This is a genomic window from Streptomyces sp. PR69 (genome assembly GCF_026420845.1).
Lineage (GTDB): Bacteria > Actinomycetota > Actinomycetes > Streptomycetales > Streptomycetaceae > Streptomyces.
Window position 1 is genome coordinate 59,197 of sequence record NZ_JAOWCB010000002.1, and the last position, 26,029, is coordinate 85,225.

The 26,029-nt window shown below is 72.5% G+C and carries 27 protein-coding genes and 1 pseudogene; 11 read left to right on the forward strand and 17 right to left on the reverse strand.

What is annotated here, in order from left to right:
* Positions 1–31: 31 nt before the first annotated feature.
* The gene (locus OF819_RS01960) at positions 32–673 is read left to right on the forward strand and encodes a histone deacetylase (protein ID WP_267241781.1); all 642 of its coding nucleotides are present in this window, start codon (positions 32–34) and stop codon (positions 671–673) included.
* Here OF819_RS01960 and OF819_RS01965 read toward each other — a convergent pair.
* The 8 genes from OF819_RS01965 to OF819_RS02000 all read right to left on the reverse strand — a co-directional run bounded on the left by OF819_RS01965 (position 646) and on the right by OF819_RS02000 (position 7,817).
* Entirely contained in the window at positions 646–1,824 is a 1,179-nt protein-coding gene (locus tag OF819_RS01965) for a hypothetical protein (RefSeq protein ID WP_267241524.1), read from the reverse strand. The genes OF819_RS01960 and OF819_RS01965 overlap by 28 nt on opposite strands.
* Before the next feature lie 158 nt (positions 1,825–1,982).
* On the reverse strand, positions 1,983–2,684 hold the full coding sequence (locus OF819_RS01970) for a SigE family RNA polymerase sigma factor (protein WP_267241525.1): 702 nt from the start codon (positions 2,682–2,684) through the stop codon (positions 1,983–1,985).
* Between the two features lie 233 nt (positions 2,685–2,917).
* A complete protein-coding gene (locus tag OF819_RS01975) occupies positions 2,918–3,979 on the reverse strand; it encodes an aspartate-semialdehyde dehydrogenase (RefSeq protein WP_267241526.1) in 1,062 nt (353 codons plus the stop codon).
* Positions 3,976–5,256: an aspartate kinase gene (locus tag OF819_RS01980; RefSeq protein ID WP_267241527.1), complete on the reverse strand. Its 1,281-nt coding sequence runs from the start codon at positions 5,254–5,256 to the stop codon at positions 3,976–3,978. The genes OF819_RS01975 and OF819_RS01980 overlap by 4 nt, the downstream gene beginning before the upstream one ends.
* Positions 5,257–5,554: 298 nt before the next feature.
* Positions 5,555–6,091: a DUF4231 domain-containing protein gene (locus OF819_RS01985; protein ID WP_267241528.1), complete on the reverse strand. Its 537-nt coding sequence runs from the start codon at positions 6,089–6,091 to the stop codon at positions 5,555–5,557.
* A 74-nt stretch (positions 6,092–6,165) separates the two neighbouring features.
* Entirely contained in the window at positions 6,166–6,828 is a 663-nt protein-coding gene (locus tag OF819_RS01990) for a DUF5063 domain-containing protein (protein ID WP_267241529.1), read from the reverse strand.
* Positions 6,821–7,420: a recombination mediator RecR gene (recR, locus tag OF819_RS01995; RefSeq protein ID WP_267241530.1), complete on the reverse strand. Its 600-nt coding sequence runs from the start codon at positions 7,418–7,420 to the stop codon at positions 6,821–6,823. Before recR ends, OF819_RS01990 begins: the two co-directional genes overlap by 8 nt.
* A 61-nt stretch (positions 7,421–7,481) precedes the next feature.
* On the reverse strand, positions 7,482–7,817 hold the full coding sequence (locus tag OF819_RS02000; protein ID WP_267241782.1) for a YbaB/EbfC family nucleoid-associated protein: 336 nt from the start codon (positions 7,815–7,817) through the stop codon (positions 7,482–7,484).
* Positions 7,818–8,135: 318 nt separating this feature from the next.
* Here OF819_RS02000 and OF819_RS02005 point away from each other — a divergent pair, with 318 nt between their 5' ends.
* Positions 8,136–8,879 (forward strand): SLATT domain-containing protein, encoded by a 744-nt coding sequence (locus OF819_RS02005; RefSeq protein ID WP_267241531.1) that lies wholly within the window; start codon positions 8,136–8,138, stop codon positions 8,877–8,879.
* Positions 8,880–9,292: 413 nt separating this feature from the next.
* Here the strand turns inward: OF819_RS02005 and OF819_RS02010 are convergent, their stop codons facing one another.
* From OF819_RS02010 to OF819_RS02025, 4 genes and pseudogenes are all read right to left on the reverse strand, one after another.
* A complete protein-coding gene (locus OF819_RS02010; RefSeq protein WP_267241532.1) occupies positions 9,293–10,237 on the reverse strand; it encodes a class I SAM-dependent methyltransferase in 945 nt (314 codons plus the stop codon).
* Between the two features lie 96 nt (positions 10,238–10,333).
* Positions 10,334–10,984, reverse strand: a complete 651-nt coding sequence (locus tag OF819_RS02015; RefSeq protein WP_267241533.1) for a hypothetical protein — start codon at positions 10,982–10,984, stop codon at positions 10,334–10,336.
* Between the two features lie 105 nt (positions 10,985–11,089).
* Positions 11,090–13,510, reverse strand: a complete 2,421-nt coding sequence (locus tag OF819_RS02020) for a dolichyl-phosphate beta-glucosyltransferase (protein WP_267241534.1) — start codon at positions 13,508–13,510, stop codon at positions 11,090–11,092.
* Between the two features lie 692 nt (positions 13,511–14,202).
* Positions 14,203–14,886, reverse strand: a pseudogene (locus tag OF819_RS02025) (GntR family transcriptional regulator); the annotation flags it as partial.
* Between the two features lie 108 nt (positions 14,887–14,994).
* On the opposite strand from OF819_RS02025, the gene OF819_RS02030 reads away from it, so the two are divergent.
* Entirely contained in the window at positions 14,995–15,498 is a 504-nt protein-coding gene (locus OF819_RS02030; RefSeq protein WP_267241535.1) for a hypothetical protein, read from the forward strand.
* On the opposite strand, the gene OF819_RS02035 is transcribed toward OF819_RS02030, so the two are convergent.
* A complete protein-coding gene (locus OF819_RS02035) occupies positions 15,481–16,485 on the reverse strand; it encodes a GlxA family transcriptional regulator (protein WP_267241536.1) in 1,005 nt (334 codons plus the stop codon). The genes OF819_RS02030 and OF819_RS02035 overlap by 18 nt on opposite strands.
* A 114-nt stretch (positions 16,486–16,599) precedes the next feature.
* Here OF819_RS02035 and OF819_RS02040 point away from each other — a divergent pair, with 114 nt between their 5' ends.
* Positions 16,600–17,541, forward strand: coding sequence for an NADP-dependent oxidoreductase (locus OF819_RS02040; protein ID WP_416370457.1), 942 nt, complete (start codon positions 16,600–16,602; stop codon positions 17,539–17,541).
* Between the two features lie 24 nt (positions 17,542–17,565).
* On the opposite strand, the gene OF819_RS02045 is transcribed toward OF819_RS02040, so the two are convergent.
* The 3 genes from OF819_RS02045 to OF819_RS02055 are packed head-to-tail and all read right to left on the reverse strand — an operon-like array spanning position 17,566 to position 19,776.
* Complete coding sequence (locus tag OF819_RS02045) at positions 17,566–17,985, reverse strand: hypothetical protein (RefSeq protein ID WP_267241537.1); 420 nt, start codon at positions 17,983–17,985, stop codon at positions 17,566–17,568.
* Positions 17,986–18,029: 44 nt separating this feature from the next.
* On the reverse strand, positions 18,030–18,350 hold the full coding sequence (locus OF819_RS02050) for a hypothetical protein (protein WP_267241538.1): 321 nt from the start codon (positions 18,348–18,350) through the stop codon (positions 18,030–18,032).
* A gap of 28 nt (positions 18,351–18,378) precedes the next feature.
* Entirely contained in the window at positions 18,379–19,776 is a 1,398-nt protein-coding gene (locus OF819_RS02055; protein ID WP_267241539.1) for an aspartate aminotransferase family protein, read from the reverse strand.
* Positions 19,777–19,945: 169 nt separating this feature from the next.
* Between OF819_RS02055 and OF819_RS02060 the strand changes: the two genes are divergently transcribed.
* The 5 genes from OF819_RS02060 to OF819_RS02080 all read left to right on the forward strand — a co-directional run bounded on the left by OF819_RS02060 (position 19,946) and on the right by OF819_RS02080 (position 24,354).
* Positions 19,946–20,080: a hypothetical protein gene (locus OF819_RS02060; RefSeq protein WP_267241540.1), complete on the forward strand. Its 135-nt coding sequence runs from the start codon at positions 19,946–19,948 to the stop codon at positions 20,078–20,080.
* Positions 20,077–20,640: a MarR family winged helix-turn-helix transcriptional regulator gene (locus OF819_RS02065; RefSeq protein WP_416370458.1), complete on the forward strand. Its 564-nt coding sequence runs from the start codon at positions 20,077–20,079 to the stop codon at positions 20,638–20,640. The genes OF819_RS02060 and OF819_RS02065 overlap by 4 nt, the downstream gene beginning before the upstream one ends.
* Before the next feature lie 245 nt (positions 20,641–20,885).
* Complete coding sequence (locus OF819_RS02070) at positions 20,886–21,809, forward strand: peptidoglycan-binding protein (protein ID WP_267241541.1); 924 nt, start codon at positions 20,886–20,888, stop codon at positions 21,807–21,809.
* Positions 21,806–22,732, forward strand: a complete 927-nt coding sequence (locus OF819_RS02075; protein WP_267241542.1) for a helix-turn-helix domain-containing protein — start codon at positions 21,806–21,808, stop codon at positions 22,730–22,732. Before OF819_RS02070 ends, OF819_RS02075 begins: the two co-directional genes overlap by 4 nt.
* A gap of 131 nt (positions 22,733–22,863) precedes the next feature.
* On the forward strand, positions 22,864–24,354 hold the full coding sequence (locus OF819_RS02080; protein WP_267241543.1) for a serine/threonine-protein kinase: 1,491 nt from the start codon (positions 22,864–22,866) through the stop codon (positions 24,352–24,354).
* On the opposite strand, the gene OF819_RS02085 is transcribed toward OF819_RS02080, so the two are convergent.
* On the reverse strand, positions 24,355–24,759 hold the full coding sequence (locus OF819_RS02085) for a hypothetical protein (protein WP_267241785.1): 405 nt from the start codon (positions 24,757–24,759) through the stop codon (positions 24,355–24,357). It lies immediately after the preceding gene.
* 183 nt (positions 24,760–24,942) lie between these two features.
* On the opposite strand from OF819_RS02085, the gene OF819_RS02090 reads away from it, so the two are divergent.
* Positions 24,943–25,779 carry a helix-turn-helix domain-containing protein gene (locus OF819_RS02090; protein ID WP_267241544.1) on the forward strand — a complete coding sequence of 279 codons (837 nt, stop codon included), beginning with the start codon at positions 24,943–24,945 and terminating at the stop codon, positions 25,777–25,779.
* Positions 25,776–26,012, forward strand: a complete 237-nt coding sequence (locus tag OF819_RS02095; RefSeq protein WP_267241545.1) for a DUF397 domain-containing protein — start codon at positions 25,776–25,778, stop codon at positions 26,010–26,012. Before OF819_RS02090 ends, OF819_RS02095 begins: the two co-directional genes overlap by 4 nt.
* Positions 26,013–26,029 lie beyond the last annotated feature (17 nt).

Genomic DNA, 26,029 nt, shown 5'->3' on the forward strand with positions numbered 1-26,029 from the left:
CCGCGTCTGGTACGCGGCCTACGGGTCGAACATGGATCTGCGCCGCCTGAGGTACTACCTCTCCGGCGGCACGCCCCCCGGCGGCGCCCGCACCTGCCCCGGCTGCCGCGACCCGCGGCCCCCGGAGCGCTCCGTGCCGGTGCTGCTGCCCGGCGGCCTGTATTTCGCCACGGAGTCGGCGCTGTGGGGCGGCGGCCGGGCGTTCTACGACCCCGCGGAGCCCGGCGTGGCCCCGGCCCGCGCCCATCTGCTGACGGCGGCCCAGTTCTCGGACATCGCCGCGCAGGAGATGTACCGGACGCCCGGCGCGGATCTCGATCTGACGGAGGTGCTCACGCGCGGGCGCGCACGGCTCGGCCCAGGACGGTACGAGACGCTGGTGTGTCCGGGTCTGCTGGACGGCCTGCCGGTGGTGACCTTCACGGCTCCGTGGGGGCGCGCCGATGTGCCGGGGAACGCCCCCTCGGCCCCGTATCTGCGGCATCTGGCCGCCGGGCTGATGCAGGCTCACGGCTGGAGCGCCGCGCGTGCCGCGGGCTATCTGGCCGGCTGCTCCGGGGCTCGTGAGGCCTGGACCCCAAAGGCCGTCCTTGCGCTGCTGGAGTCCGCGGACGGCCCCCCTGACGCCCCTCCGCACCCCTCCGGCTACTCGGCGGGCAGCACGCCCGTGTAGTAGACGGTGCCCGAGCAGGCGTTCGGCACGGTCGCCTGTGCCGCCGGCGCTCCGGCCTCCGGGGTGTGGACGACGGTGACGCTCCCTTCCCGGGGAGTGCCGTCCTCCAGCGTGAGCTGCGGCTCGGCGCCGTCGGCCGTGTCCGCCGACTGGCCGGACTTGTCCGATGTCTGCGCCGATGTCGTGGTGGTGGTCGACGTCGTCGTCTCACCGCCGCCGCCTGTGCCGGAGGTGCTGCCCGAGGTCCCGGCGCCGCCGGTGGAGCCGCCGCCCGTCGGGGTGGGGTCGGGGGTCGGCTCGCTCTCCTTCGGGCAGGTGTCCGCGGGAATCCAGGCGAACCGCACCTCGTAGGCGTCCTGGGGCTTCAGCCGGAGGGCGCCGGGCTCCCGTGCGGGGTCCGGCAGTCCGGTCGCCGCATCGCCCGCCGTGTGCGCGACGACGTTGATCTTCGCGGGGTCGGCCGCGCCGGCCGCCTTGAAGGCGACGGCGCCCGGGGTGCTGACCGTGCATTGTGCGTCGGAGACATTGGCGATGCGGAATGTGCCGTACACCGCGCCTTCGGCGTCGGGCTCGGCCGTCCGGACGGCGGCGACGCCGAGCTGGGCCGCCTCGCACGCCGGGGAGGGGGAGGCCGCGGTGCCGGGAGGGGCGGCCGGCTCCCCGGTCGCGCCGTCCGCGCTGCCCGCGGTCTGCTCCTCGCCGGACGTCTGGGACGGGGCGTTGCGGCTGTGCCCGCCTCCGCCGCCGTCCCCGCCGGCCCCCTGCGTTCCGGTGTCTCCGCCGGTCTCGCCGGAGGTCTCAGCGCCGAGGCCGCCCTGAGTCTGCTCCCCGTGCCCGGCGTTGACCGCACGGGTGTCCTCGCCGCTGCCGGAGGCGTCCGCCGCGTGGACGAAGGCGGGCACCGCGGCGCCCACCAGCAGCGCGGCAGCGGCCACGCCCACCAGCGCCTGCCGCTTGCGGGCGCGCCGTGCGGGCACCGCCCGGCGCAGCTGGTCGAGAGCGCCCTCGGCCGGCTGGATGTCCTGTACCGCGCCGTGCAGCAGCCGGCGCAGCGCCAGCTCGTCGGCGCCGAGGCCGTCGCCGCCCAAGTCGCTCACATGCCCCTCGCTCGCATGCTGATCCGACCCCTTGTCCGTGTTTGCGTTGCTCATCGGTCCGTCCGGTCCGAAGAACCCGAACCGCTGACCGTTTGGCCCATGACGGCCGTCGCGACCGCCGTAACCTTCGCGACCGCCGTGACCCTCGTAAACCTCGTAGCCTTCGCGGCCGCCGCGGCCCTGGCAGCCGTCCCGGCGGCTGTGGTGCCCGTTCACGCCGTGGCCTCCATGGCGACGCGCAGCGCCGCGATGCCCCGTGATCCGTACGCCTTCACGGAGCCCAGGGATATGCCCAGCGTCTGGGCGACCTGAGCCTCGGTCATATCGGCGAAGTACCGCAGCACCAGCACCTCGCGCTGGCGGCGCTGCAGCCCGCGCATCGCCTTGATCAGCGCGTCCCGCTCCAGCTGCTCGTACGCCCCCTCCTCCGCGCTCGCCATGTCGGGCATGGGCTTCGAGAGCAGCTTGAGGCCGAGTATGCGGCGGCGCAGTGCGGACCGGGAGAGGTTCACCACGGTCTGGCGAAGATAGGCCAGCGTCTTCTCCGGGTCCCGGACGCGGTTGCGGGCCGAGTGGACGCGGATGAACGCCTCCTGGACGACGTCCTCGCAGGAGGCGGTGTCGTCGAGCAGCAGGGCCGCGAGGCCGAGCAGGGAGCGGTAGTGGGCGCGGTAGGTCTCGGTGAGATGGTCGACGGTGGTGCCCGCAGCCATGGCGTCGTCAGCGCCCCCGCGCTGCGACGGCAGCTGCGCGGCGGTGTGGGAGGTCCGGGTGAACGGCATGGGCGCGATCACCGGCATGCCGCCGGGCGGGCGCGGTCTGCGCGGCGGCAGAGCCGCCGCGCCGCGCCGTGGCCCGGCGCCGCGTATGCCGCGCGCCGGGAACACCCTGGTGAACTCGAGAACCTCTGCCACGCTGGTTGGACACGCTTCCCCCCGTCAGGGTTGTACGCGTACGCCACCGTTTTCGACGGTGCTGTGCATGTGTTCATGCGTACTCGCTCTTCCCCAATGCCCCGCTCGTTCGCGGCACTGCACAGACGCGACCGCAAAGACGTCCCCCAGCCAACTGCCGGTTGCAGCCGTACTTACACGGATCTTACAAAGCCCGGCATATGCCTGCCGGGCCCTGGGCCGCCCAGGGCCCCTCAGCAGCCGGAACCCAGCTCGGCCGCCACGGCCTCCGCGATCTGCACCGAGTTGAGCGCGGCTCCCTTGCGCAGATTGTCGCCGCAGACGAACAGCGACAGCGCGGCGGGGTCGTCCGGGGACCGCCGGACCCGCCCCACCCAGGTCGGATCGGTGCCCACGGCGTCCGCCGGGGTCGGGAAGTCACCGGCCTGAGGGCTGTCGTACAGCACGACGCCCGGCGAGGTGGCCAGGACCTCATGCGCCCGCTCCACCGTCACCTCGTTCTCGAAGCGCGCGTGCACGGCCAGGGAGTGGGTGGTGACGACCGGGACCCGGACGCAGGTGGCGGTCACCGGCAGCCCCGGCAGATCGAGGACCTTGCGGGTCTCGGCGCGCAGCCCCAGCTCTTCGGAGGACCAGCCGCCCTCCTGGAGCGTGCCGGTGAAGGGCACGACATTGAGCGCGAGCGGCGCGGGAAACGGGCCGGGGCCGTCGCCCACGGCCCGGCGTACGTCTCCGGGGGCCGCGCCCAGCTCCGTGCCGGCGACCAGGGAGAGCTGGGCGCGCAGCGCGGCCACCGCGTCCCGGCCGGCGCCGCTGGCCGCCTGATAGGTGGAGACGACCAGCTCCCGCAGCCCGAACGCGGCGTGCAGCGCGCCGATCGCGGGCAGCAGCGCGAGCGTGGTGTCGTGCGGGCTGGCGACGATGCCGCGCGGGCGGACCCGCACGGCGTGCGGATTGACCTCCGGCACCACCAGCGGGACGTCCGCCTCCAGCCGGAAGGCCGGGGAGGTGTCCACCACCACCGCGCCCTTGGCGGCGGCGATGGGCGCCCAGCGCTCGGACACCTCGCGCGGCGCCAGGAAGACGGCCACGCCGACCCCGTCGAGGGCTTCCTCGGCGAGCGCCGCGACCTCGCACTCCTCGCCGCGCACGGCCAGCTTGCGGCCGGCCGAACGAGGCGAGGAGAGCAGCCTGATCTCGCCCCAGACGTCCGCGTGCTGCGACAGGATCTGGAGCATGACCGCGCCGGCGGCCCCGGTCGCTCCGACGACCGCGAGCGCCGGCTTGCGGGTCATCGCCCGGTGCCTCCGTAGACGACCGCCTCATCGGAGTCGGAGTCGAGCCCGAAGGCGGTGTGCACGGCGCGCACGGCGTTGTTGACGTCCTCGGCGCGGGTGACCACGGAGATGCGGATCTCGGAGGTGGAGATCAGCTCGATGTTCACGCCCGCGTCGGACAGGGCCTCGAAGAAGGAGGCGGTGACGCCGGGGTTGGTCTTCATGCCCGCGCCGACGAGGGAGATCTTGCCGATCTGGTCGTCGTAGCGCAGCGACTCGAAGCCGACCGCGGCCTTCGCCTTCTCCAGGGCGTCGATGGCCTTGCGGCCGTCGGTCTTGGGGAGGGTGAAGGAGATGTCGGTGAGGTGGGTGGTGGCGGCGGAGACGTTCTGGACCACCATGTCGATGTTGATCTCGGCGTCGGCGATCGCCCGGAAGATGGCCGCGGCCTCGCCCGGCTTGTCCGGCACTCCGACGACCGTGACCTTGGCCTCGGAGACATCGTGGGCGACTCCGGAGATGAGGGCGTGCTCCACCTTCTGGGCTCCCTGCTCGATACGGGGTTCGTTGCTGACCCATGTGCCCTGGAGCCCCGAGAAGGAGGACCGGACGTGGATCGGGATGTTGTAGCGGCGCGCGTACTCGACGCAGCGGTGCAGCAGCACCTTGGAGCCGGAGGCGGCAAGCTCCAGCATGTCCTCGAAGGAGATCCAGTCGATCTTCTTCGCCTTCTTCACGACCCGCGGGTCGGCGGTGAAGACGCCGTCGACGTCGGTGTAGATCTCACAGACCTCGGCGTCGAGCGCGGCGGCGAGGGCGACGGCCGTGGTGTCGGAGCCGCCGCGGCCGAGCGTGGTGATGTCCTTCTTGTCCTGCGACACGCCCTGGAAGCCGGCGACGATGGCGATATTGCCCTCGTCCAGCGCCGTGCGGATCCGGCCCGGCGTCACATCGATGATGCGCGCCTTGTTGTGGACCGAGTCGGTGATGACGCCTGCCTGGCTGCCGGTGAACGACTGGGCCTCGTGGCCCAGGTTTTTGATCGCCATGGCCAGCAGGGCCATGGAGATGCGCTCTCCCGCGGTCAGCAGCATGTCGAATTCGCGCCCGGTAGGCATCGGGGATACCTGCCCGGCGAGATCGATCAGCTCGTCCGTCGTGTCGCCCATCGCGGATACCACCACAACGACCTGGTGGCCGTTCTTCTTGGCATCGACGATCCGCTTGGCGACGCGCTTGATGCCTTCGGCATCGGCAACGGAGGAGCCTCCGTACTTCTGCACGACAAGGCCCACGTGCGCTCCTCGCTCGGTTCAGTTCGCGGCAGTCTGCCGCGGTCGGCTCAGTCTAACGAGCGACCGGACTCCGGCCCTCAGATACCACATCGTGAGATGTCCCGCTCACTGTGCGATCACGCGCCGGAGCCGGTCCGCTCCGGGGCTGCGCCTGCCCTGCCCCGCCGGACCCACGCCTCGATGTGTCCCAAGCCACAGTTCCCCGCCGCAGTTCCCCGCCACAGTCACGCGCCGCGGTTCTGAGCCACAGTCCCGCTCAGCAGTCCCGCGCTGCCCGCTTCCAGTCTGCTCCGGACGCTCAGCCCCGTCCCCTGCCCGGTGCGGGAATGGACACCTGGCCGTCGACGCCAGGCTGAGGCGAGGGCAGCTCTTTGAAGTACTCGCCGGCCTCGTCGCGGCGGATGCGCGTCACCGCCTCGATCAGCCGCCGGGCCGCGGCCACCGGCTCCTCGCCGCCGCCGCGGCGGCGGTTGAGCTTCCAGCGCAGATACTCCTCGGTGATCGCGATCTCGGTGTTGCGCAGCAGCACCCACGACTGGTCGAAGCGGAAGAACGAACGCACCCCGGTCACCACGGAGATGGTCACCCCCGCCAGGGCGAGGGTCAGCTCCTTGTTCGCGTACTCCGCCGTCGCCAGAAACGGCAGCAGCGCGCCGACAAGGATCACGACGACGCCGGTGAGCCGGTAGCCCCGGCGGTGCCAGCGCGCACGGACGTCGTAGAAACGCCGTAACCGCTGCACATAGCGCTCGGCCGCGGCGGCCAGCTCATCGTCGGGAGCGTCGAGGAACTCCTCTGCCGCAGGGGCCCGGAACCGTCTCCACCATGCGCGCATACGCCCTCCCCACCCCGGCGCCCGCCGCCCGGCAGGCCGCGGGCGGGCGCGGGCCCGTCGATTCGGATCGCGGATCAGCTCGCGGGTGTGCGCAGGCCCAGCGGGGCCGCGATCTCCTCCGCCATGACCCGCCCGGCCTCCTCCGCCAGCGCGTCCTCGCTCAGGTCCTCGTCCGTGTCCAGACCGTCCAGCTCCTGGAGGGGCTGGTCCAGGCGGACATGGGCGACCAGGGACTGCAGGGCGCGCAGCGTGGCCGAGGCCGTCGGGCCCCAGTTGGAGAAGTACGAGAACTGCCACCACCACAGCGCCTCGCTGGTGCGGCCCGCGCGGTAGTGCGCCAGGCCATGGCGCAGATCGGTGATGACGTCGGCGAGGTTGTCCGAGATCCGGCAGGCGACCGGCGCCTTGCGCGGCTCGTACGGGTCGAAGACCTCGGAGAAGACGTCCACCGGGTCCAGCAGCGCGGCGAAGCGCTCCCGCAGGTCGTCCATGTCCGGGTCGGGGCCCGCGTCGGGCTCATAGCGCTCATCGGGGACGATGTCCTCGTGCGCGCCCAGCCGGCCGCCGGTCAGCAGCAGCTGGGAGACCTCAAGCAGCAGGAAGGGCACGGCGCTGTCGGGCTCGTCGCCCTTGGCGACCTCGGTGGTCGCGACGATGAACGACTCGATGGAGTCGGCGATCTGGACAGCGAAGTCGTCGGGGTTCTGGCCTACGGCGTGCAGCATGGCGTCAGACATCGAGAAGTCGTCTCCCCTCGAAGGCACGTCCCAGCGTGACCTCGTCGGCGTATTCCAAGTCTCCCCCCACAGGGAGACCGCTGGCCAGCCGTGTGACCTTCAGTCCCATCGGCTTGACCATGCGTGCCAGATACGTGGCGGTGGCCTCGCCCTCCAGATTGGGGTCGGTGGCGAGGATCAGCTCGGTGACCGTCCCGTCCGCGAGCCGGGCAAGCAGCTCGCGAATCCGCAGGTCGTCGGGGCCGACGCCCTCGATGGGGCTGATCGCCCCGCCCAGGACGTGATAGCGGCCCCGGAACTCCCGGGTCCGCTCGATCGCGACGACGTCCTTCGGCTCCTCCACGACGCAGATGACCGCCGGGTCGCGGCGGGCGTCACGGCAGATGCCGCACTGCTCCTGCTGGGCGACGTTGCCGCACACCGCGCAGAAGCGCACCTTGTCCTTGACCTCCAGCAGGGCGTGCGCGAGCCGCCGGACGTCCGCCGGCTCGGCCTGGAGGATGTGGAAGGCGATCCGCTGGGCGCTCTTGGGACCGACGCCGGGCAGCCTGCCCAATTCGTCGATGAGGTCCTGAACCACGCCTTCGTACACGGAACGCCTTTCCTGCCCTGCTCAGATCTCTGGTACGTACGGTAGTTCCTGCGGGCTCCCGTTAGAAGGGAAGCCCCGGCATGCCGCCCAGCCCCTGCGCCAGCGGGCCCAGCTTGGCCTGCTGCAGCTGCTGCGCGTTCTCCGTAGCCGCCTGCACCGCGGCGACGACCAGATCCGCCAGGGTCTCGGTGTCCTCCGGGTCCACGGCCTTGGGGTCGATCACCAGGCCCCGCAGCTCGCCGGAGCCGGTGACGGTGGCCTTCACCAGACCGCCGCCCGCCTGGCCGTCCACCTCCGTCTGCGCCAGCTCCTCCTGGGCTTTGGCGAGGTCCTGCTGCATCTTCTGGGCCTGCTGGAGCAGCTGCTGCATGTTCGGCTGGCCACCACCGGGAATCACGGTCACTCCTGGCACGTTCGACGACGATGTTCGGTAGGGCGAGCCTACGTGGTCGGCGGTCGTCATGCGCCACACACGGCGACTGACTCTTTCGAGTGAGTAACCTGCTGCTCCCATACCTGATCAACGGCCTCTTGCGGGCGGAATTACTGGGATTCCGGGGTCATGGCCCACCATTCGGCGGTAGGAAGAGCGCGCGCATCGATACGCACGCGCGTCTTCGCGTCACGCACAGTGGCGGAACGCACCAGCTTGGCAGCAGACAGAGATGCGCGGACGCAGATGCACGGCGGAGCGCAGAGCGTAAGGAGTGCACCGGTGAGCCAGCCGGAGATGCAGCCCGGGGGATCCGCCCGGGATGAGGACGGCAAGGACGGCATGCCGTCGCCCGGCGACCTGACCGGAAGGCCGCTTCCGCTCGGCGACTGGGGCGAGCCCGCGGAGCGCCTCGACGAGCTGTACCGCTGGGTCGAGACGGGTGCGCTGCGCACGGCCTCCTGGTATCTGGCCGACCGCGACCGCAAACGCCGCGCCGCCCGGATCCTGCGCGCGGGCACCGCCGCCGGCACGGTCGTGGGAGCCGCGCTGCCGCTCCTCGAAGTGACGACGGGCCTCGACGGCGCGGCGGGCTGGGGCTATGTGTCGCTGCTGCTCGCGGCGGCCTGTCTGGGGTGCGACCGCTGGTTCGGCTTCACCTCGGGGTGGATGCGGGACGTCGCGACGGCTCAGGCGGTGTACCGCAGGCTGCAGACCCTCCAGTTCGACTGGGCGTCGGAGAGCGTACGCGAGGTGCTGGGCCCCACGGAGGGCACGGCGGGCGAGGCGGCGGAGCGCTGTCTGACGGTGCTGCGGCGGTTCTCCGAGGATGTGACGGAGCTGGTGCGGGCGGAGACGGCGGACTGGATGGTGGCGTTCCGGTCGGGCCCGACGCCGCTGGTGATGCAGACGAACGGCACGGTGCCGCCGCGGGCGGAGAACGGGCATCCGGCCGGCCGGATGCCGTTGCCGCCGGTGACCCGGCCGAACATGCCGCGGCAGAGGCCGCCGGAGCCCCCGCGGTAACCCGGGGCTCCGCCCCCGGCCCCCGCGCCTCAATCGCCGGCGGGGCTGAGTTTCTGGCCCTCCCGCCTCAATCGCCGGCGAGGCTTGATTGTGCGGGTTCTTGCGCCTCAAACTCCCCCAGCTACCGCTGGGGGCACCCCAGGCGGAGCTGAGTTTCTGGTCCCCGCGCCGCAAACGCCGAGGGGGCTGAAACGTGCAGCCCCTGTGCCTCAAGTGCCGGGCGGGGCAGGGGATCTGGTCCCCGCGTCCCAAACTCCCCCAGCTACCGCTGGGGGTACCCCCAGGCGGGGCTGGAAAATCCAGCCCGCTGGGGGTGCCTCCGTGGGGGCACCCCCGGACGGAGTCTGGAGGAGGTAGCTGGGGGAGATTGAGGACCGGGGGTCTGGGGGCGGAGCCCCCAGTTTCGGGAAGGGTCAGCGCCGCAGCGCTCTGAGGGCCCTGGTGAGGGCCGGGGGAAGCAGCTCACGGGCCACGCGGCGGGGCCAGGAGGGCCCGGACGGGGACGCCTGCGCCGGAGGGGACGCCGCCACGGGCTCCCGGCGCTTCGGCGCGTGCCGGGACGCCGGCGGCTCCGGCGCAACCGCCTTCTTGCCGCCCACCCGGATCAGCGGCCGCCCCGCGACCTCCTCCACCCCGTGCCACAGATCCGCCCGCGTCTTCAGCCACCCCCGCAGCTCCTCCCGTACGGGATCGGGGTCGCCCCAGGTCCCGTACAGCTTGCTGCCGCTGATCACGACGGGCTTCAGCCCGCCGTCCGCGACCGCGCCCCACACGGCCGCCGCCACGCCGGGGCAGTGCTCGGCGCGGAAGTCGTCGAAGGCCACGACGCCTTCGGGCAGCAGCAGTTGGCGTGCGGCCCGCACATCGCCGTGGACGTGCTCGTACAGATGCGAGGCGTCGACGTGGATGAAGCGGCAGCTGCCGGACCGCACCCGTGAGGCGATGACCGACGTGGGGGCCTGCACCATGGTGGGCAGTTCGTCGTGGAAGGCCAGATAGTTCGTCTCGAAGGCGCGGCGCGTGAGCGTGGCGTACGAGCGGTTCATCTCCTTGGTGTTGGAGGCGTCGGGCGCGGGCGAGTCCCACAGGTCGCAGACGGTGAACTGCTCCCCGTCGCGGAGGTACCGGCCGAGGAACACGGCGCTCTTGCCGAGGTACGCGCCGAGTTCCAGCAGGTCCCCGCGGATGTCCTGGTCGCGCTGGCGGGTCAGGAACCAGTCGAAGAGCAGCTGGTCGGCGGGCCAGAACCAGCCTTTGACGTCGTCGAAGCACGTCGGCGCGGCCGGCGCAGGCGATGCGTCGGCTCCGTCGGCTCCGTCGACTGCCCCGTTTGCGGAGGGTGTGGTCGTTTGCGGCATGCGCCGGTCCTATCGGCGGCAGGTGTCGCGCATCTGAAGAGAATGTGCGGACTCTGTGTGCGACTGCGCGTACGGAACGTGTCGGCGATCCTTCGGTCAGCTGAAGATGATCATGGATCCCTGGCCGAGGCTCCGGGTCGCGGCCGCGTGCAGCCCCAGCCACACATGACGTTCCCGCGCGAATGGGCTCTCGTCGTACGGGATCGGCCCCGCGGGCTCCTCCAGCGTGGTCGGCCGCTCCGGCGGCAACGGCGCGTCCGGCGGATTCACCGGATCGATGCCGATCGAGGGGGCGACGTACTCCAGTTCGCGCAGCAACCCCTGGGTGGAGCCCAGCGGTCCGCCGCCCGCGAGCAGCTCCTCGTTGGACAGCGGGGCCGGGAAGTCGACCGGCACATACGCGCCCGCGTGGTCGTAGTGCCACACCAGGTGCGACTGCTGGGCCGTCGACTCGAACATCTCAAGCAACTGCTCATAGTCGCCGCCCAGTTCGTCCACCGGTGTGACCGCGAGCCCGCAGAGCTGGAGCAGATAGGCGCGGCGCAGGAAGTGCAGCGCGTCGTAGTCGAAGCCCGCGACCGGCGCGACGTCCCCGGAAAGGCCCGGCATATACGCGAAGACGGGGACGGTGGGCAGCCCGGATTCCGTCAGCGCCTTGTCATAGGACGCGATCTCTTCGGCGAAGGGGTTGTCGGGGCTGTGGCACAGCACATCGACAAGGGGCACCAGCCACAGGTCACAGGCCAACGGAAAGCTCGCTCTCCAACGGAGTTGCAGGATCGTTCAAGGGGACGGACAGCGTAGTGCCCCCGGCATGCCGGGCGAAGGGCGGCCATCGCGCCCGCCCCGCCCTCACAGGTCCCATACCCACACCCCGGCCACCCGCTCCCCGGGACGGCCGAGCAGCTTCTCCACGGTCTCGTACAGGGCCTGTTCGCGGTAAGTGGGCGGCAGCACGACCACGCCCGCGCGCCATGCCGCCAGATCGCGCCGCGCCTGCGCCTGCCACTCGGGGCCGAGCTGCGGAACCTGGCCGGTGGCGCGCACATCGTTGAGGAGATTCGAGGTGTGGCGGGGGACGGCCCCGTAGATGCCGATGCGGTCCGGGCCCCACGGGCCGTTGAAGTAGCCCCCGGCGAGGGAGAAGCCGAGGCCGGTCGAGGTCTGCCAGTGCAGGGCGTCCGCGCTGCCCGGATCGGGCAGCGGCACGGTCACGACCGACTCGCCCTCGGAGACGTAACCGCGGTACGCGCCGTACGCGAAGAAGGCGGGGACCTCCGGCCGCTCCCGCACCGGGTACGGCGTCGGCAGCACCGGCGTGAGCGCGGCCGCCAGGGCCGCACAGCCGACGGCGCGGTGCAGCCGCACCCGCGTGGCGGCCAACCGGTCCGCGGCCAGCGCCAGCAGCACGCCAAGCGCCGGGGCGCAGATCATCGCCACCCGGGACTCGATGACCGACTCGAACAGCGGCTGGTGGGCGAGCGCACGCCAGGGGCCGGTCAGCACGATGTCGGTGTACGGAATCCGGAAGCGCACGCCCAGCGACAGCAGCGCGGCGGCGAGCGCCGTGAACGTCACCGCCTTGACGACGGCGAGCTTCCACAGCCGGATGGCGATCGCGGCGGCGAGGGCGAGCAGCGGCCAGCCGTAGAAGGCGTTCTGCTCGGTGCGGTTCATGGCGAGCGGGTCCGCGCCCGCGTCGGAGCCCGCGAGCGAACGCCCGGCGAACTGGAGGAAGGCGAGGGGGCTGTTGCCGGTGTTGTCGCCGTGCAGCACCCCCGTATAGCTCTGCGGGCCGAAGAACTGCCAGCCCAGGGGGAAGGCGACCAGCGGCAGACAGACGGCGAGGGCGACGCCGAGACCGCGCAGCATCGGCCGCCACACGGCCCGTGCCACATCCCGCCGCACGGCGGCGTAGGCGAGGGCGAACAGCAGCATGCCCATGGCGGCGAGCAGCAGCGGCTCTTCGCCGAGGAAGATCTGGTACGCGGCGAACAGGCCGAGCAGCGCGCCGTCCCGTATGACGCGCGGACGCGGGTCGGCGAGCCGCAGCGCCCGGTCTGCGATCACCGGGATCAGGAACAGGACGAGGAAGTTGGGGTGCGCGTTGCCGTGGGAGATCATCGGCGGCGCGAAGGCGGCGAAGGCCGCGCCGAGGGCGGCGGCCGGCAGGCTGCGGGTGACTCTGCGGACGAAGAGCCAGTACCAGGCGGCGGCGGTGGCGGCGAGGCCCAGGGTGAGCACAAGCGCCCAGGTGACCGTGGGCCCCAGCAGGAGCGTCACGGGGGTCAGCGGGACGGAGAGACCCAGCATGACGGTGTTGGCCATCAGGTTCACACCGTCGGGGTTGTTCTGCAGGGTGGTGAACAGCGGATTTCTGAGGTGGCTGACGTTGTCCGCGGTGACCGCGAAGAACCACTCCCACTGGTTCTGGTCCTGTCCGGCGTCGGCGAGATAGCCGCGGTCGAGGTCGGCCCACAGGCCCTTGTAGAGCAGGACGGAGGCGAGGAGGAACAGCCCGGCGACGGCGAGGTCCGCGCGGCGGACGCGGCGGACGCCGCGGGCCCTGAGACGGGCCAGCTCGACGAGGACGCGCACGTAGTCCAGCGGCCGGACCTTGGAGCCGGACTGGTGCGACCAGCGCACCGGGACCTCCGTGACGGGCCAGCCCTCGCGGTGGAAGACCCGCAGTATCTCGATGTCGATGCCCCAGCCGTCGAGCCGCGACTCCGCGAACGCGGCACGCGCCCGCTCCCCCTCCAGCAGCTTGAAGCCGCACTGCGTGTCATGGATGCCGGGGACGGCGACGGCGCGTATCAGCCGGTTGCCCAGCCGGCCGAGCCACTCGCGGCTGCGGCGCTGGTGCACCTCGATCCGGGACTCGGGATGGGCGCGCGAGCCGATCGCCGCGGCGCTGTCCTCGGCGGCGAGCTGCTTGTCGAGGCGGTCGAGCTCCTCGATGGGGGTGGCGAGATCGGCGTCCGTGACCAGCACCCGGCGGCCGTAGCTGGCCAGGACGCCCCGGCGCAGGGCGTCGCCCTTGCCGCGGTTGCGGCTGCCGCCGATCAGGTGGATGCGGGGCTCCTCGGCGGCGGCCTCGCGGGCGACCGCCGCGGTGGCGTCGGTGGAGCCGTCGTCGACGACGATCAGCTCCCACTCGCCCCAGCGGCCGGGTTCGGCGCGCAGATGGGCGCAGATGGCGTCGAGGGTGGGGCGGAGCCGGGTTTCCTCGTTGTAGGCGGGCACGACGACGGACAGGTCGACGACGCTCACTGCTCGGCCGCCTCGCACGGACCGCCGTCGGCCGGCCGCGGCGGCTGGGGCCGGTCGGCTTCCCGCGGCCCTGCGACCGGGCGCGGCGGCTCGGCCGCGGCATCTCGCGGCCCGGTGTCGACCAGGCGCGGCGACTCGGCAGCATCCGGCCCCGGACCGTCCGCCGGACACGGCGGCCCAGCCGCGGCATCTCGCAGACCGACGTCGGCCAGGCGCGGCGGACCGGCCGCGGCTTCCCGCTGCCCGGCGGCCAGGCGCGGCGGCCCGGCAGCATCCAGCCCCGAACCGGCCGCCGAGCACGGCGGCTCAGTAGCCTCCGGCCCCGAACCGTCCGCCGGACACAGCGGCTCGACCGCGGCGTCCCGCGACCCGACGTCGGCCAGGCGCGGCGGACCGGCAGCATCCAGCCCCGAACCAGCCGCCGGACACGGCGGCCCAGCAGCATCCGGCCTCGGACCGTCCGCCGGACACGGCGGCTCGACCGCGGCGTCCCGCGACCCGGCGGCCAGGCGCGGCGACTCGGCAGCATCCGACCCCGGACCGGCCGCCGGACACGGCGGCTCGACCGCGGCATCTCGCAGACCGACGTCGGCCGGACGCGGCGGCCCGGCAGCATCCGGCCCCGGACCGCTCGCCGGACACGGCGGCCCAGCGGTGGCCGAGCGCGGCGCGGGGCCGGGCTGCCGGACGTGGCGGGCCTCCAGGCGGTCCGCCCAGGACAGGGCGTGGTCGTTGTACGCGCGCACCACCGCTCCCGCGGTGGCGGCGTCACCGCGGGCGACCGCGTCGATGAGCTGCTCGTGCCCGCCCCACAGCCAGTCGGACAGACTGGCGTCCCCCCGCAGATAGGGCACGGCGAAGACCCAGGACTGCACACGCAGCCGGTGCAGGAAGTCCCCGATGTAGCGGTTGGCGACGATCGCGCCGAGCTCCCGCCAGAACCGCAGGTCGTATCCGATGAGGATGTCCAGGTCCCCGCCGCGGGCGGCGCGGGCGGCCTCCTCGGCGCGGCGGCGTACGGACACCAGGGCCTGGCCGTGCGGAGCGGCGTCGGGGCCGCGGCGGGCCAGCGCTCGGAAGAGGCCGTCCGCGATGAGGGCGCGGGCCTCGACCATGCCGCGGTAGTCGTCCACGGAGAACCGGTGGACCTTGAAGCCCCGGTGCTGGTCGGAGTCGAGGAGCCCCTGGGCGCACAGGTCGACGAGCGCCTCGCGGACCGGGGTGGAGGAGACGCCGTACTGCTCGGCGATCTCCTTGACCGTGAACGCCTGCCCCGGCCGCAGCCGCCCCGCCAGGACCTCGTCGCGCAGCGCCTCGGCTATCTGCTGCCGCAGGGTGTTGCGGGTGACAGCGCTGGGGCTGCCGGTGCCGCGCATCGTGACGTTCTCCTTCTCCGCCGGTCCCGGCGACCGAGGCATTCAGGTCCCCGACACGATAGGCCAGGGTCCGCGGCTACGGTCTACGACAGGGAGGAGGGTCACACCATGCCGAACGGTTCAGACGGTTCAAACGGTTCACCGCAGACCTTCGAACCCGCGACGGGGGACGGGCCCGCGACGCCGGACGGGGCACGGGCACCGCGGGCGGCCGAGGTGCGTACGGCCTTCGAGTCGCTGCTCCAGATCCGCCGGCTGACCTGCGGGGGCGATGTCTCGGCGCCCGCGCCCTGGGAGCGCGGCCGTATGGTCCGCGCCGTCTCCCTCGCCCTGGAGGCCTCCGGCTTCCCGCCCTCCGCCGTCGACGCCTCCGGCCGCCGCACGGCCACCGGCTACCGCGTCCGCCCCGGCGAGCGCCCCGCCCTCGTCCTCGTCGACTGGCTCGGCCCCGCGGGCAGCGCCGCCGCCTACGAGGAGACCTCCCGCCTCACGGCCTGCGCCGCGGCGCTCACCGGCCTGGGCTGGGACGCGCTGCTGTACAAGGGGCGGCGGGGCAGGCGCTTCCTGGAGGTGGAGCCTCCCTCGCCCCTCCCTCTACGCCCCAGGCCGTAGGGGGAGGGGCGGGGAAGCAACCCGCTTGAACGTCCGCCGGTACACCTTCGGCGAGACCCCCACCACCGCCCCCAAGTGCCCCCGCAACGACGCCCCCGTCCCAAACCCCGCCGCCGACGCCACCCGGTCCACCGGCCAGTCCGTGGTCTCCAGCAGCCGGCGGGCGTGCTCGACACGCTGCCGGGTGAGCCACTGGACGGGCGTCATGCCCACCTCGTCACGGAAGCGCCGGGAGAAGGTCCGTACGCTCATCCCCGCGTGGGAGGCCAGCTCCGCGAGGGTGAGCGGGCGGTCGAGGCGGGCCAGCGCCCACGCACGAGTCGCCGAGGTGGCCGCGGCGGCCGGCTCCGGCACCGGGCGCTCGATGAACTGCGCCTGGCCGCCGTCCCGCCACGGCGGCACCACGCACAGCCGCGCCACCCGGTTCGCGACCTCGCTGCCGTGGTCGCGCCGCACGAGGTGCAGACACAGATCGACCCCGGCCGCGACCCCCGCCGCGGTGAGCACGTCTCCGTCGTCGACGAACAGCACGTCCGGGTCGACCCGGACGGACGGAAACCGCCGCTGGAAGACGTCCGCGCCCACCCAGTGTGTGGTCGCGGGACGCCCGTCCAGCAGCCCGGCCGCGGCCAGCACGTACGAGGCCGTGCAGATCGAGACCGTACGCGTCCCGGGCTTGACCCGCGCGAACGCCTCGGCGAGCGCGTCCGGCAGGAACTCCCGTGCGGGGTCGGCGAGTTCTTCGAGGTCGCAGTCGAACGGCGGGATCACGATCGTGTCGGCGGCCGCGAACGCCTCGGCCGCCGCGTGCTCGACGTTCACCGTGAAGTCCGCGCTGGTGCGGACCGCGCCCCGGTCCAGCCCGCAGGTGATCACCTCGTACAGGGGCTTGCCGTCGGGCCCTTCCGCAGTGCCGAAGATCCGTACCGGGATGCTCATTTCGAAGGGATACACGCCGTCAAGGGCGAGAACAACCACACGATGCATGGCCAGATCCTTGCATATCCTGTCCATCTGGCCACTCGAAGCGCCGGATCTCCTCCCGCAGGCTGGCTCCGTACGCAATCGCGGCAAGCGACTCCCCCTGAACAGCAAGGAGCTATGACCATGCGCGCCATCGGCCAGGACGTCCTCGGCGGCCCCGAAGTCCTGAAGATCGTCGAGATCGACCGCCCCGAGCCGAGGCCCGGCGAGATCCTCGTCAGGGTGCATGCGGCCGGCGTCAACCCGACGGACTGGTGGCACCGGGCAACCGGCGGCCTGCTGACGCCGGGCCGCCCGGTCCCACTCGGCTGGGACGTCTCCGGCACGGTAGAGACTGTCGGCCTCGGGGTGACGATGTACGAGGCGGGCGACGAGGTCTTCGGCATGCCCCGGCTGCCCGAACCGGCGGGCGCGTACGCCGAGTTCCTCACCGCGCCCGCCCGCCATCTGGCACGCAAGCCGGCCGGGCTCACCCATGTCGAGGCGGCGGCCCTGCCCGTCGCCGGGCTCACCGCCTGGCAGTGCCTCGTCGACACGGCCCGGGTCGCCGAGGGCCAGCGGGTGCTGATCCACGCGGCGGCGGGCGGAGTGGGCCATCTCGCCGTGCAGATCGCCAAGGCGCGGGGCGCGTATGTCATCGGCACGGCGAGCGCCGAGAAGCACGACTTCGTCCGGGACCTCGGCGCGGACGAGGTCATCGACTACCGGACGACGGATTTCGTCACGGCGGCCCGTGACATCGACGTCGTCCTGGATGCAGTCGGCGGCGAGTACGGCCCGCGCTCGCTGAAGACCCTGCGCTCCGGGGGCCGTGTCGTCTCCATCGCCTCCCCCGCCGAGGCCGCGCTCGCCGACACCGCGGCCGGGCTGGGCCTCCGTGCGGGCTTCACCATCGTCGAACCGGACCACGGCGGCCTCAACGCCCTCACGGCCCTGGTGGAGTCGGGCCACCTGCGCGTGGCGGTCGACGCGGTGCTGCCGCTGGAGGAGGCGGCGAAGGCCCATGAGCTGGGTGAGTCGGGCCGGACGAAGGGGAAGATCGTCCTCGCCGTGGCGTAGTCGCAGCCCCGGAGCGGGCCGGTTCTACACCCGCACGGGCACCACGACGTCGGCCCCCGGAATCTGGTCCAGATACGCCTGGATGGCCTCGGGGTCCGACGTGGCCACCAAGGCCGCGCCGATCTGAACGGCTGTGAGGGCCACCAGTCCGTCGACCGGGTCGGGCCGCTTCTTGGCCAAGAGGCCGGCGCGGCCGGCGCGGTCGGCGCGGCCGATGAGCTCGCCGACGCGCCGCCACTCCGTCTCCGTGTAGCAGCTGACGACAGCGCACTCCTTGAGAGCGCGGGCGAGATGGGCTCGTGTGGCGCCGCCGCGCCATGCCTGGGCGATCACTGGAGCGGGAACCACCGGAAGCCCGTTCCTGGCGAACTCCCGGTGCCGGATCAGCGCCGTCCCGGGCCGCTTGTCGGCGAGCGAGATCAGCATCCCGGCGTCGTAGACCACATCTCCCAGCGTGTCGAGATCCGGGCAGCTGGGACAACCGAGATTCATGCGGCGCTGCCGCGGCGGCGCTCCGCGGAGCGCGCCCGCGCCGCGGCGATCTCGGACCTGACCCGTGCCGCCTCGTCGGCGTCCACATCCGGCCCGGTGGCGGGCGGCCAGGCCAAGGCGTCCCCTTCCGCCTCGGCTTCGGCGAGCGCGGCGTCGATGTCCGCGAACGCCGCCGCTATACGGGCCAGCCTGGCCGCCTCCTTGCGGCCCGCCATGACGAGAAACGCCGAGACGTCCAGACCGTGCTCAGCGGCAACGGCCTTGATCGCCTCGGCGTCCTCGGGCTCCAGGCTGATGGAGATACGCGTCTTCGCCACCACAGCAGCGTAATACGCCGTAATACGGCTAGCGCGCCGTCTCGGCCTCGGTGGTGTGCTCGTCCGCCACGGCCAGCGCCGCGTCCAGCGCCGCCAGGCCCTCCTTGGCCTCCGCCTCGGAGACGGTGCAGGCGGGGACGGCGTGGGTGCGGTTCATGTTGACGAAGGGCCACAGGCCGTTCTGCTTGCAGGCGGCGGCGAACGCGGCCATCGGCGCGTTCGCCTCGCCCGAGGCGTTGTACGGGACCAGGGGCTCGCGGGTGTCGCGGTCCCGGACCAGCTCCAGCGCCCAGAAGACGCCCAGGCCGCGCACCTCGCCCACCGACGGGTGGCGCTCGGCCAGTTCACGCAGCCCGGGGCCGAGGACCGTCTCGCCGATGCGGGCGGCGTGCTCGACGACGCCCTCCTCCGCCATGGCGTTGATGGTGGCGACGGCGGCCGCGCAGGCCAGTGGATGGCCGGAGTACGTCAGTCCGCCGGGGTACGGCCGGGTCTCGAAGGTCTCGGCGATCGCGCCGGAGATCGCCACCCCGCCCAGCGGGACATACCCGGAGTTCACGCCCTTGGCGAAGGTCAGCAGGTCGGGCACCACGCCGTAGTGGTCGGCCGCGAACCACGCGCCCGTACGCCCGAAGCCCGCCATCACCTCGTCAAGGACGAAGACGATCCCGTACCGGTCGCAGATCTCCCGGACGCCCGCGAGATAGCCCGGCGGCGGGGGCATGATGCCGGCCGTCCCCGGAATCGTCTCCAGGACGATCGCCGCGATGGTGCCCGGCCCCTCGAAGGCGATCGTGTCCTGAAGGTGCGTCAGCGCCCGTGCGCACTCCTCCTCCTCCGTGGCGGAGTAGAAGGGCGAGCGGTAGCGGAACGGCCCCCAGAAGTGCACGACGCCCGCCGTGCCGCTGTCGGACGCCCAGCGCCGCGGGTCGCCCGTCACATTGATGGCCGTCGCGGTGCCGCCGTGGTACGAGCGGTACGCGGAGAGCACCTTGGGGCGGCCCGTGTGCAGCCGGGCCATCCGGATGGCGTTCTCGACGGCCTCGGCCCCGCCGTTGGTGAAGAAGATCTTGTCGAGGTCGCCGGGCGTCCGCTCGGCGATCAGCCGGGCCGCCTCGGACCGCGCCTCCACGGCGAAGGCGGGCGCGAAGGTCGCCAGCTTCCCGGCCTGCTCCTGGATCGCGGCGACGATCTTCGGGTGCTGGTATCCGACGTTGGTGTAGACGAGACCGCTGGTGAAGTCGAGATAGCGGTTGCCGTCGTAGTCCCAGAAGTACGAGCCCTCGGCGCCGGCGACGGCGAGCGGGTCGATCAGGCCCTGGGCGGACCAGGAGTGGAACACATGCGCACGGTCGGCGGCCTTCACCGCGGCGCCGGTCTGCGGGTCGGCGTAGCGGTCGGCATGGAGGTCGGCATGAGGGGTCATGCGGCCCAGGGTAAGGACGGGCGGGCGGGGGCGGACATGGCCACCTTGTATGGCCTGGGCCACTTTCATCGGCAGGGTGTCGGGGCGGCGCGGCGTCGCCAGAGCATTGACAGCATCCTGACCAAGTGACAACGTGTTGTCATATCGCAGCGCTCCCCGGGAGGGCCTCATGAACGCCCCGTCCTCGACGCCCGCAACCGCGAAAACCGCCGCCTCGAAGCCCGCCGCCTCGAAGCCCGCCGCCTCGACAACCGTCCATCTCGCCGTGCACGAGACGAATGCCGACGAGGTACGCCGGGCGTGAGCGACCAGACCCCGCGCACGCCGGGCATCCCGCACCCGCCCGATGCCGCCACCCGTGCCGCCCAGGACCTGCTCACCCGCACCGCGCTGGGCGTCTTCCGGCTCAACGGCCAGTTTCTCACCGCCTCCGAGGCCCTGGCCCGCCCCGCCGGGCTCACCGCCGCCCGCTGGCAGGTCCTCGGAGCCGTACTGCGCCGCGCTCAGACCGTCGCCGGGATCGCCCGCGCCATGGGCATCACCCGCCAGAGCGTGCAGCGCATCGCGGATCTGCTGGTCGACCAGGGCCTGGCGGTCTACGCCCCCAACCCCGCCCACCGCCGTGCCAAGCTCCTCCAGGCGACCCCCGAGGGCCGCGCGGCGGTCGAGCAGATCGGCCCCGGCCACGCCGACCTCGCCCGCCGCCTCCGCGACGCCCTCGGCGGCCCGGACGCCTTCGCCGAGACGGCCCACGTCCTGGAGCGTCTCTCCCGGGCGCTGGACAGCCTCGCAGACGCCACAGACGCAACGGACGCCGCAGACACAACGGAGGCCACGGACGCCTCGGAAGCGGGCGGCGGCTGAAACGCCCCGCCGGGCAGCATCATTCAGCTCCGTTCAGCTCCGTCGCCCTCGGCACATGGGACGCCCCCAGTTCCTGACCTGCGGCGGAGCAGCGGCAGTTGGGGCGTGCCGGGATGCCGCGGGCCACGCGCACCGCCCGATCCGGCGTTCGGGACAGATCAGTTAGGCTCGCCTTACGGGTGCCGGACCGCGCCCGCTGATCGACAAGCGCGAAGGCCCGCGGCGACAGGGGGAAGTGACTCCGCATGGACGGCGTTCAGGAGAAACAGCCGCCGGACGGACTCGACACCCACGGACGGCAGTTCGTCTCGGAGCTGCGCCTGTTGAAGGACCGCAGCGGCCTGAGCCTCACCGCGCTGGCAGCCCGCACCCATGCGAGCAGGTCGTCCTGGGACCGCTACCTCAACGGCCGCGGACTCCCGCCTGCCGCGGCGCTTCGGCAGTTCGCCCATGCCTGCGGAGGAGACGCGGACCGGTTGCTGGCGCTCCGCTCGCTCGCGGAGGAGGAGCGGCGCACGGCCGCGCGCAGGGATGCCCCGGCGAGCGCCGAGGCCCCCGGCGAGGCTCCGGGCGAGGAGCCGCGGCCCGGGGACGCGTCGCGGCCCGGGGACACTCCGCCGCAGCCGGGGCGGACCTCGCCTGAGCGGGGCCAGACCTCGCCGGACGCGTCGCCCGCCGACCCGTCCCGCCCGTCCCGCCCGTCCCGCCCGGCGCGCCGTTCCGTCCCGGTCATGGTCCTGGCAGGCATGGCCGCGGCGGTGGCGGCGGCGACCGCTCTCCTTCTGTGGGCCGTTGGCTCCGACGACGGGTCCGACTCGGCGTCCGACGGCCCCCGCCGCGCCCCGCAGGCCGACAAGAGCCGCGAGGTCGCGTCCTCCGCCTTCGTCTTCGAGCCGGGCCGGACGTACACCTGCGACATCCACCGCGCGGGCGGCCTGCTGCATGCCGGACGCAGCGACACGGTCGAGGCGCTGCTCCAGCAGGTCTCCACCAGCTGGGAGGTGGTGGAGGCACAATGCCTGCTGCGCTACCGCGGTTATCTGCCCGGTGAGATCGACGGCGCGTACGGGCCGTCGACGGAGAAGGCCGTCAAGCGGCTTCAGGATGACGCGGGACTGGTGCCCGACGGCATCATGGGCCCGCACACCTGGGAAGTCCTGCGTAAATGACCGGCGGAACGGACGCGGCCGGCACGGCGCGCCGGCTTCTGGCAAGGGAGCTGACGGAGCTCCGCTGCCGTACGGGGCTGAGCCTGCCCGCACTCGCCGACCGCACCTCGGCGAGCAGCTCCGCCTGGCACCGCTGGCTGAGCGGCGCCCAGCTGCCTCCTCACGAGCTGGTCCGCGAGCTGTGCCGCCTGGCGGATGAGCCTCCGGGGCGGCTGCTGGCGCTCATCGACCTCGCGAGGGAAGCGGACGACGCAGCGAAGGAGGCCAACGGAACCGACGGAGCCAACGGAACCAGCGGAGCCGGTGAGGCCGATGGAGCCGGTGACACCGACGACGCCGGCACCGGGCCCTCGCAGCAGAGACCGCCCCTGCCCCCACCCCTGCGCACGCGTTTCCGGCGGCCGCTCACCGCTCCCCTGGCCGCTGTCCTGCTGGCCGCGACGGCCGCGGCGACGGCCACGGCGGTCATCGCAGGGCGGGGCCTGCTCCGCGGCGAAGACGCCGACAGCGCCGCCGCCTCAGCCGCCACCTCAGCCTCTGCCTCCGCCTCCGCCTCAGCGGAGAAGCTGCGGCCGGGATGCCACGGCGAGGCGTGCACAGGCCGCCTCTCCCTCCCCCTGGCCTGCGGCATCACCGGTTCCGGTACGCGCACGGTCGTCGAGCACCGTCCCGAACGGGGCCCCTCGATGGAGATCCGCTACAGCCCGACCTGCGATGCGAGCTGGGCACGGATGTGGTTCGGCGAGGTCGGCGACCGCCTTGAGATCAGCCTCCCCGGGCAGAGCACCCAGCGCGTGGAGATCAAGGACTCCTTCGACGCGGAGGGCTATGTGGTCACGCCCATGATCGGCGGCGGACCCGAGGGGCTGGCGGCCTGCCTGATCCCCGCCGGGGACGGCGAACGCCGCTGCCTGAGGCCCTGACCCCCCTTCTTCTCGGCCGCCGAGGCCCCTCGCACTATCCTCTGTGGGTCGCGCAGATCGAGCAGACAGCCGGTACGAGGCCGGTACGAGGACCGGTACGAGGACACGAGGAGCGGAAGGGGGGCGCGGTCATGGAACAGCTGACAGCGGGCGACCCGCAGCACATCGGCGGCTACCGCCTCCTCGGCCGCCTCGGCTCCGGCGGCATGGGCCAGGTCTATCTCGCCCGCTCCGACCGCGGCCGCACGGTCGCGGTCAAGCTGGTCCGCCGCGAGCTCGCCGAGCAGGAGGAGTTCCGCAACCGCTTCCGCCAGGAGGTCAGCGCCATGCGCCGGGTCGGCGGCGCATGGACGGCCCCGCTGCTCGACGCCGACACGGAGGCGGACGTGCCCTGGGTCGCGACCGGCTATGTCGCGGGCCCGGCCCTGCACTCCGTCGTCTCCCGCGGCCACGGCCCCCTGCCGGAACGCACCGTCCGCATCCTCGCCTCGGGCCTCGCACACGCACTGTGCGACATACACGCCGCCGGGATCGTCCACCGCGACCTCAAGCCCTCGAACGTCCTGCTCACCATCGACGGCCCCCGACTGATCGACTTCGGCATCGCGCGCGCCCTGGACACCTCCACGGCCGCGGACGGCTCGGGCGCAGGCGGACTCACCCACACCGGGGCGCTCGTCGGCTCCCCCGGCTTTATGTCCCCGGAGCAGGTGCGCGGCGAACGCGTCACCCCCGCCGCCGACGTCTTCTGCCTCGGCTCCGTCCTGGCGTACGCGGCGACCGGCCGCCTCCCCTTCGGCCCGGCGGACAGCGGCATCCACGCCCAGCTGTTCCGCATCGTCTCGGACGAGCCGGACCTGACCGGCGTCCCCGAGGGCCTGCTGCCGCTCATACGGGACTGTCTGCGCAAGGACCCGGCGGAGCGTCCGACGGTGAAGGAGATCCTGGAGCGTACGGAGCCGGGGGCGGACCCCGAGCCCTGGCTCCCGGGCGCGCTGGTCGCCGAGCTGGGCCGCCACGCCGTCCAGCTGCTGGAGGCGGAGCAGCCGACCGCGGTGGTCCCGCCCACAGCGCCGCCCCCCGCTGAGCGGCCACGCCGCCGGGGCGCGACGGCGGCACTCGCCGCCCTCGCGACGGCGGTGGCGGTGGCGGTCGGCACGGGCGTCGGCGTGTACGCCTTCATGGACCGGGACGACGCGGCCGCCGCCCGGACGACGGCATCCGGCCCGACGCCCGGGCCGGATGCGCCGTCGTCCCCGCCGCCGCACTCCCCCGTGTCGGGCGGCGCGGTCCCGGAGAGTTACGTCGGCACCTGGGAGGGTTCCTTCGAGACCGCCGACGGCGTCAGCACCCGGACGATGACGATCGTTCAGGGCCAGCCGGGCGAGCAGGTCATGACCCTCGTCGGCAAGGGCCCCAACCACGACTGCCGCTGGTCCGCCACCCTCACCGCCCCCGGCCCGCCGCTGGTCCTCGGCCCGACGAAGGTGGCATCCGGCGACCCGAGAAGCTGCGCGCCGGGCCAGCTGAGCCGACTTGAGCTGTCCGCGGACTCCATGTCGCTGGTCCGCGAACTGGTGGGCACGAAGGGCGTCCCGATCACCTACACCAAGCGCCCCTGATCAGCCGACCGCGTCCCCGCCACCCCCTGGCAGCACCGCCGTGGCCGCGCTCCGGAGCAGGACGGGATGCACAAAGCGGTCGGCGGCGCTCGGCGGAACGCGCCACGCCAGGGGCCAGGTCCGGCCGCGCAGGGCGGGGACGGGGACGTAGCTGACGCACCCCGGCCCGGAGTTGAAGCGGGTGACGCCGCGCGGCCAGGCGCGGTGGGAGGTGGAACCCGGCGGGCAGAGGAAGTAGACGGGCCGACGCCCGTACGCCTCTATGACGATGGGCCCGGGATCGCCCCCGGTCAGTTCCTCCAGAAGGTCCGCGAGCCGGTGACCGTCGTCCCCGTCGACCCGCACGGCGTCGAATTGCACACCGGCCTTTCTGAGCTGAAATCCGGACGCGGGAATCCAGTCCATGTTTACGTCGCTGATTTGCGTATCCACGGGGACAGTTTGAAGCCGCGGAGCTAGCGTTTCCCATGACTGCGGGAGGGCGTCGCACTGTCGTTGACCTGCGGTAACTCACCTGAGGGCGAGTTGAATTGAGTGGGGATCAGTTGAGACCGGTTGAGTCCGGTTGAGTCAAAGGGGTGATCGCAGATGGCAAAGTCGGAAAACAAGGTAACGGCCGGTCCGGCGACGCGTCTCGTGGCGAAGGTGGCGCGGAATATGCGCCTCCGAAAGCAGTGGACGCAAGAGGAACTCGGCGGCAAACTCGGCTTCTCGGCGGCGGCGGTGAGCGCGATGGAGACATGCGCGCAGCCGCCGAGCGACGAGATGCTCGTGGCGCTGGAGCGGGTACTGGGGGACGGGACGGGGATCTTCGAGGAGGCGCGGACGTACGTCCGCATCGACAAGTACCCGGATCAGTTCAAGAACTACTCGGTGCTGGAGCAGAAGGCCGTACGGCTCCAGCTCTACTCCACGTTCGTCGTGCACGGCTTGTTCCAGACGGAGGCGTATGCACGGGCGCTGATCGGCGGAGGATACCCGCCGGTCTCGGAAGCACGGCTAGAGGAACTGGTCGAAGCGCGGATGGACCGGAAGGCGCTGTTCGACCGGGAGCCGACGGCGCTGATCGAGCTGGTCCTGGAGGAGTCTGTGCTGCGGCGCACGATCGGCAGCGACGAGATCATGCGGGAGCAGCTACGGCATCTGACGGAATGCGCGCAGCGACGCAATGTGACGCTCCAGGTGCTGCCGCTGGACTGCGGCACCGGTGGCGAGCACGCTGGTGACAACGGTGAGATGAACATCGTCGAGACGCCGGAGCATGACCATCTCGTCTACCTGGAGATCCAGTATGAGAGCCTGCTGATCACCGACGCCTCGAAGGTGAGTACATTCGCGCACCGGTATGCGAAGATCCGAGCACAGGCCCTGGGCCCTCGTGAATCACTCGGCCTCATCCGGCAGTTGGCAGGAGAAGAGCAATGAGCAGCACCCTCCGGTGGTTCAAGTCCAGCTACAGCAGCTCCAGCGGCGGCGACTGCATCGAAGTGGCCTTCGACTGGCGCAAGTCCTCGTACAGCGACAGCAGCGGCGGCAATTGCGTGGAGGTCGCCGCCTGCCCCCACACCGTCCACCTCCGCGACTCCAAGACCCCCGACGGCCCTGTCTTCACCGTCACTCCCTCCGCCTGGAGCACCTTCCTTCGCTGGGCGGACTGACCTCTCCGACGCAGGAG

Coding starts and splice junctions, on each gene's coding strand:
- OF819_RS01960 (WP_267241781.1), top strand. CDS start 32: ATGGATCTGCGCCGCCTGAGGTACTACCTCTCCGGCGGCACGCCCCCC.
- OF819_RS01965 (WP_267241524.1), bottom strand. CDS start 1,824: ATGAGCAACGCAAACACGGACAAGGGGTCGGATCAGCATGCGAGCGAG.
- OF819_RS01975 (WP_267241526.1), bottom strand. CDS start 3,979: ATGACCCGCAAGCCGGCGCTCGCGGTCGTCGGAGCGACCGGGGCCGCC.
- OF819_RS01985 (WP_267241528.1), bottom strand. CDS start 6,091: ATGCGCGCATGGTGGAGACGGTTCCGGGCCCCTGCGGCAGAGGAGTTC.
- OF819_RS01990 (WP_267241529.1), bottom strand. CDS start 6,828: ATGTCTGACGCCATGCTGCACGCCGTAGGCCAGAACCCCGACGACTTC.
- OF819_RS02010 (WP_267241532.1), bottom strand. CDS start 10,237: ATGCCGCAAACGACCACACCCTCCGCAAACGGGGCAGTCGACGGAGCC.
- OF819_RS02030 (WP_267241535.1), top strand. CDS start 14,995: ATGCCGAACGGTTCAGACGGTTCAAACGGTTCACCGCAGACCTTCGAA.
- OF819_RS02035 (WP_267241536.1), bottom strand. CDS start 16,485: ATGCATCGTGTGGTTGTTCTCGCCCTTGACGGCGTGTATCCCTTCGAA.
- OF819_RS02040 (WP_416370457.1), top strand. CDS start 16,600: ATGACCATGCGCGCCATCGGCCAGGACGTCCTCGGCGGCCCCGAAGTC.
- OF819_RS02055 (WP_267241539.1), bottom strand. CDS start 19,776: ATGACCCCTCATGCCGACCTCCATGCCGACCGCTACGCCGACCCGCAG.
- OF819_RS02060 (WP_267241540.1), top strand. CDS start 19,946: ATGAACGCCCCGTCCTCGACGCCCGCAACCGCGAAAACCGCCGCCTCG.
- OF819_RS02070 (WP_267241541.1), top strand. CDS start 20,886: ATGGACGGCGTTCAGGAGAAACAGCCGCCGGACGGACTCGACACCCAC.
- OF819_RS02075 (WP_267241542.1), top strand. CDS start 21,806: ATGACCGGCGGAACGGACGCGGCCGGCACGGCGCGCCGGCTTCTGGCA.
- OF819_RS02080 (WP_267241543.1), top strand. CDS start 22,864: ATGGAACAGCTGACAGCGGGCGACCCGCAGCACATCGGCGGCTACCGC.
- OF819_RS02085 (WP_267241785.1), bottom strand. CDS start 24,759: ATGGACTGGATTCCCGCGTCCGGATTTCAGCTCAGAAAGGCCGGTGTG.
- OF819_RS02090 (WP_267241544.1), top strand. CDS start 24,943: ATGGCAAAGTCGGAAAACAAGGTAACGGCCGGTCCGGCGACGCGTCTC.
- OF819_RS02095 (WP_267241545.1), top strand. CDS start 25,776: ATGAGCAGCACCCTCCGGTGGTTCAAGTCCAGCTACAGCAGCTCCAGC.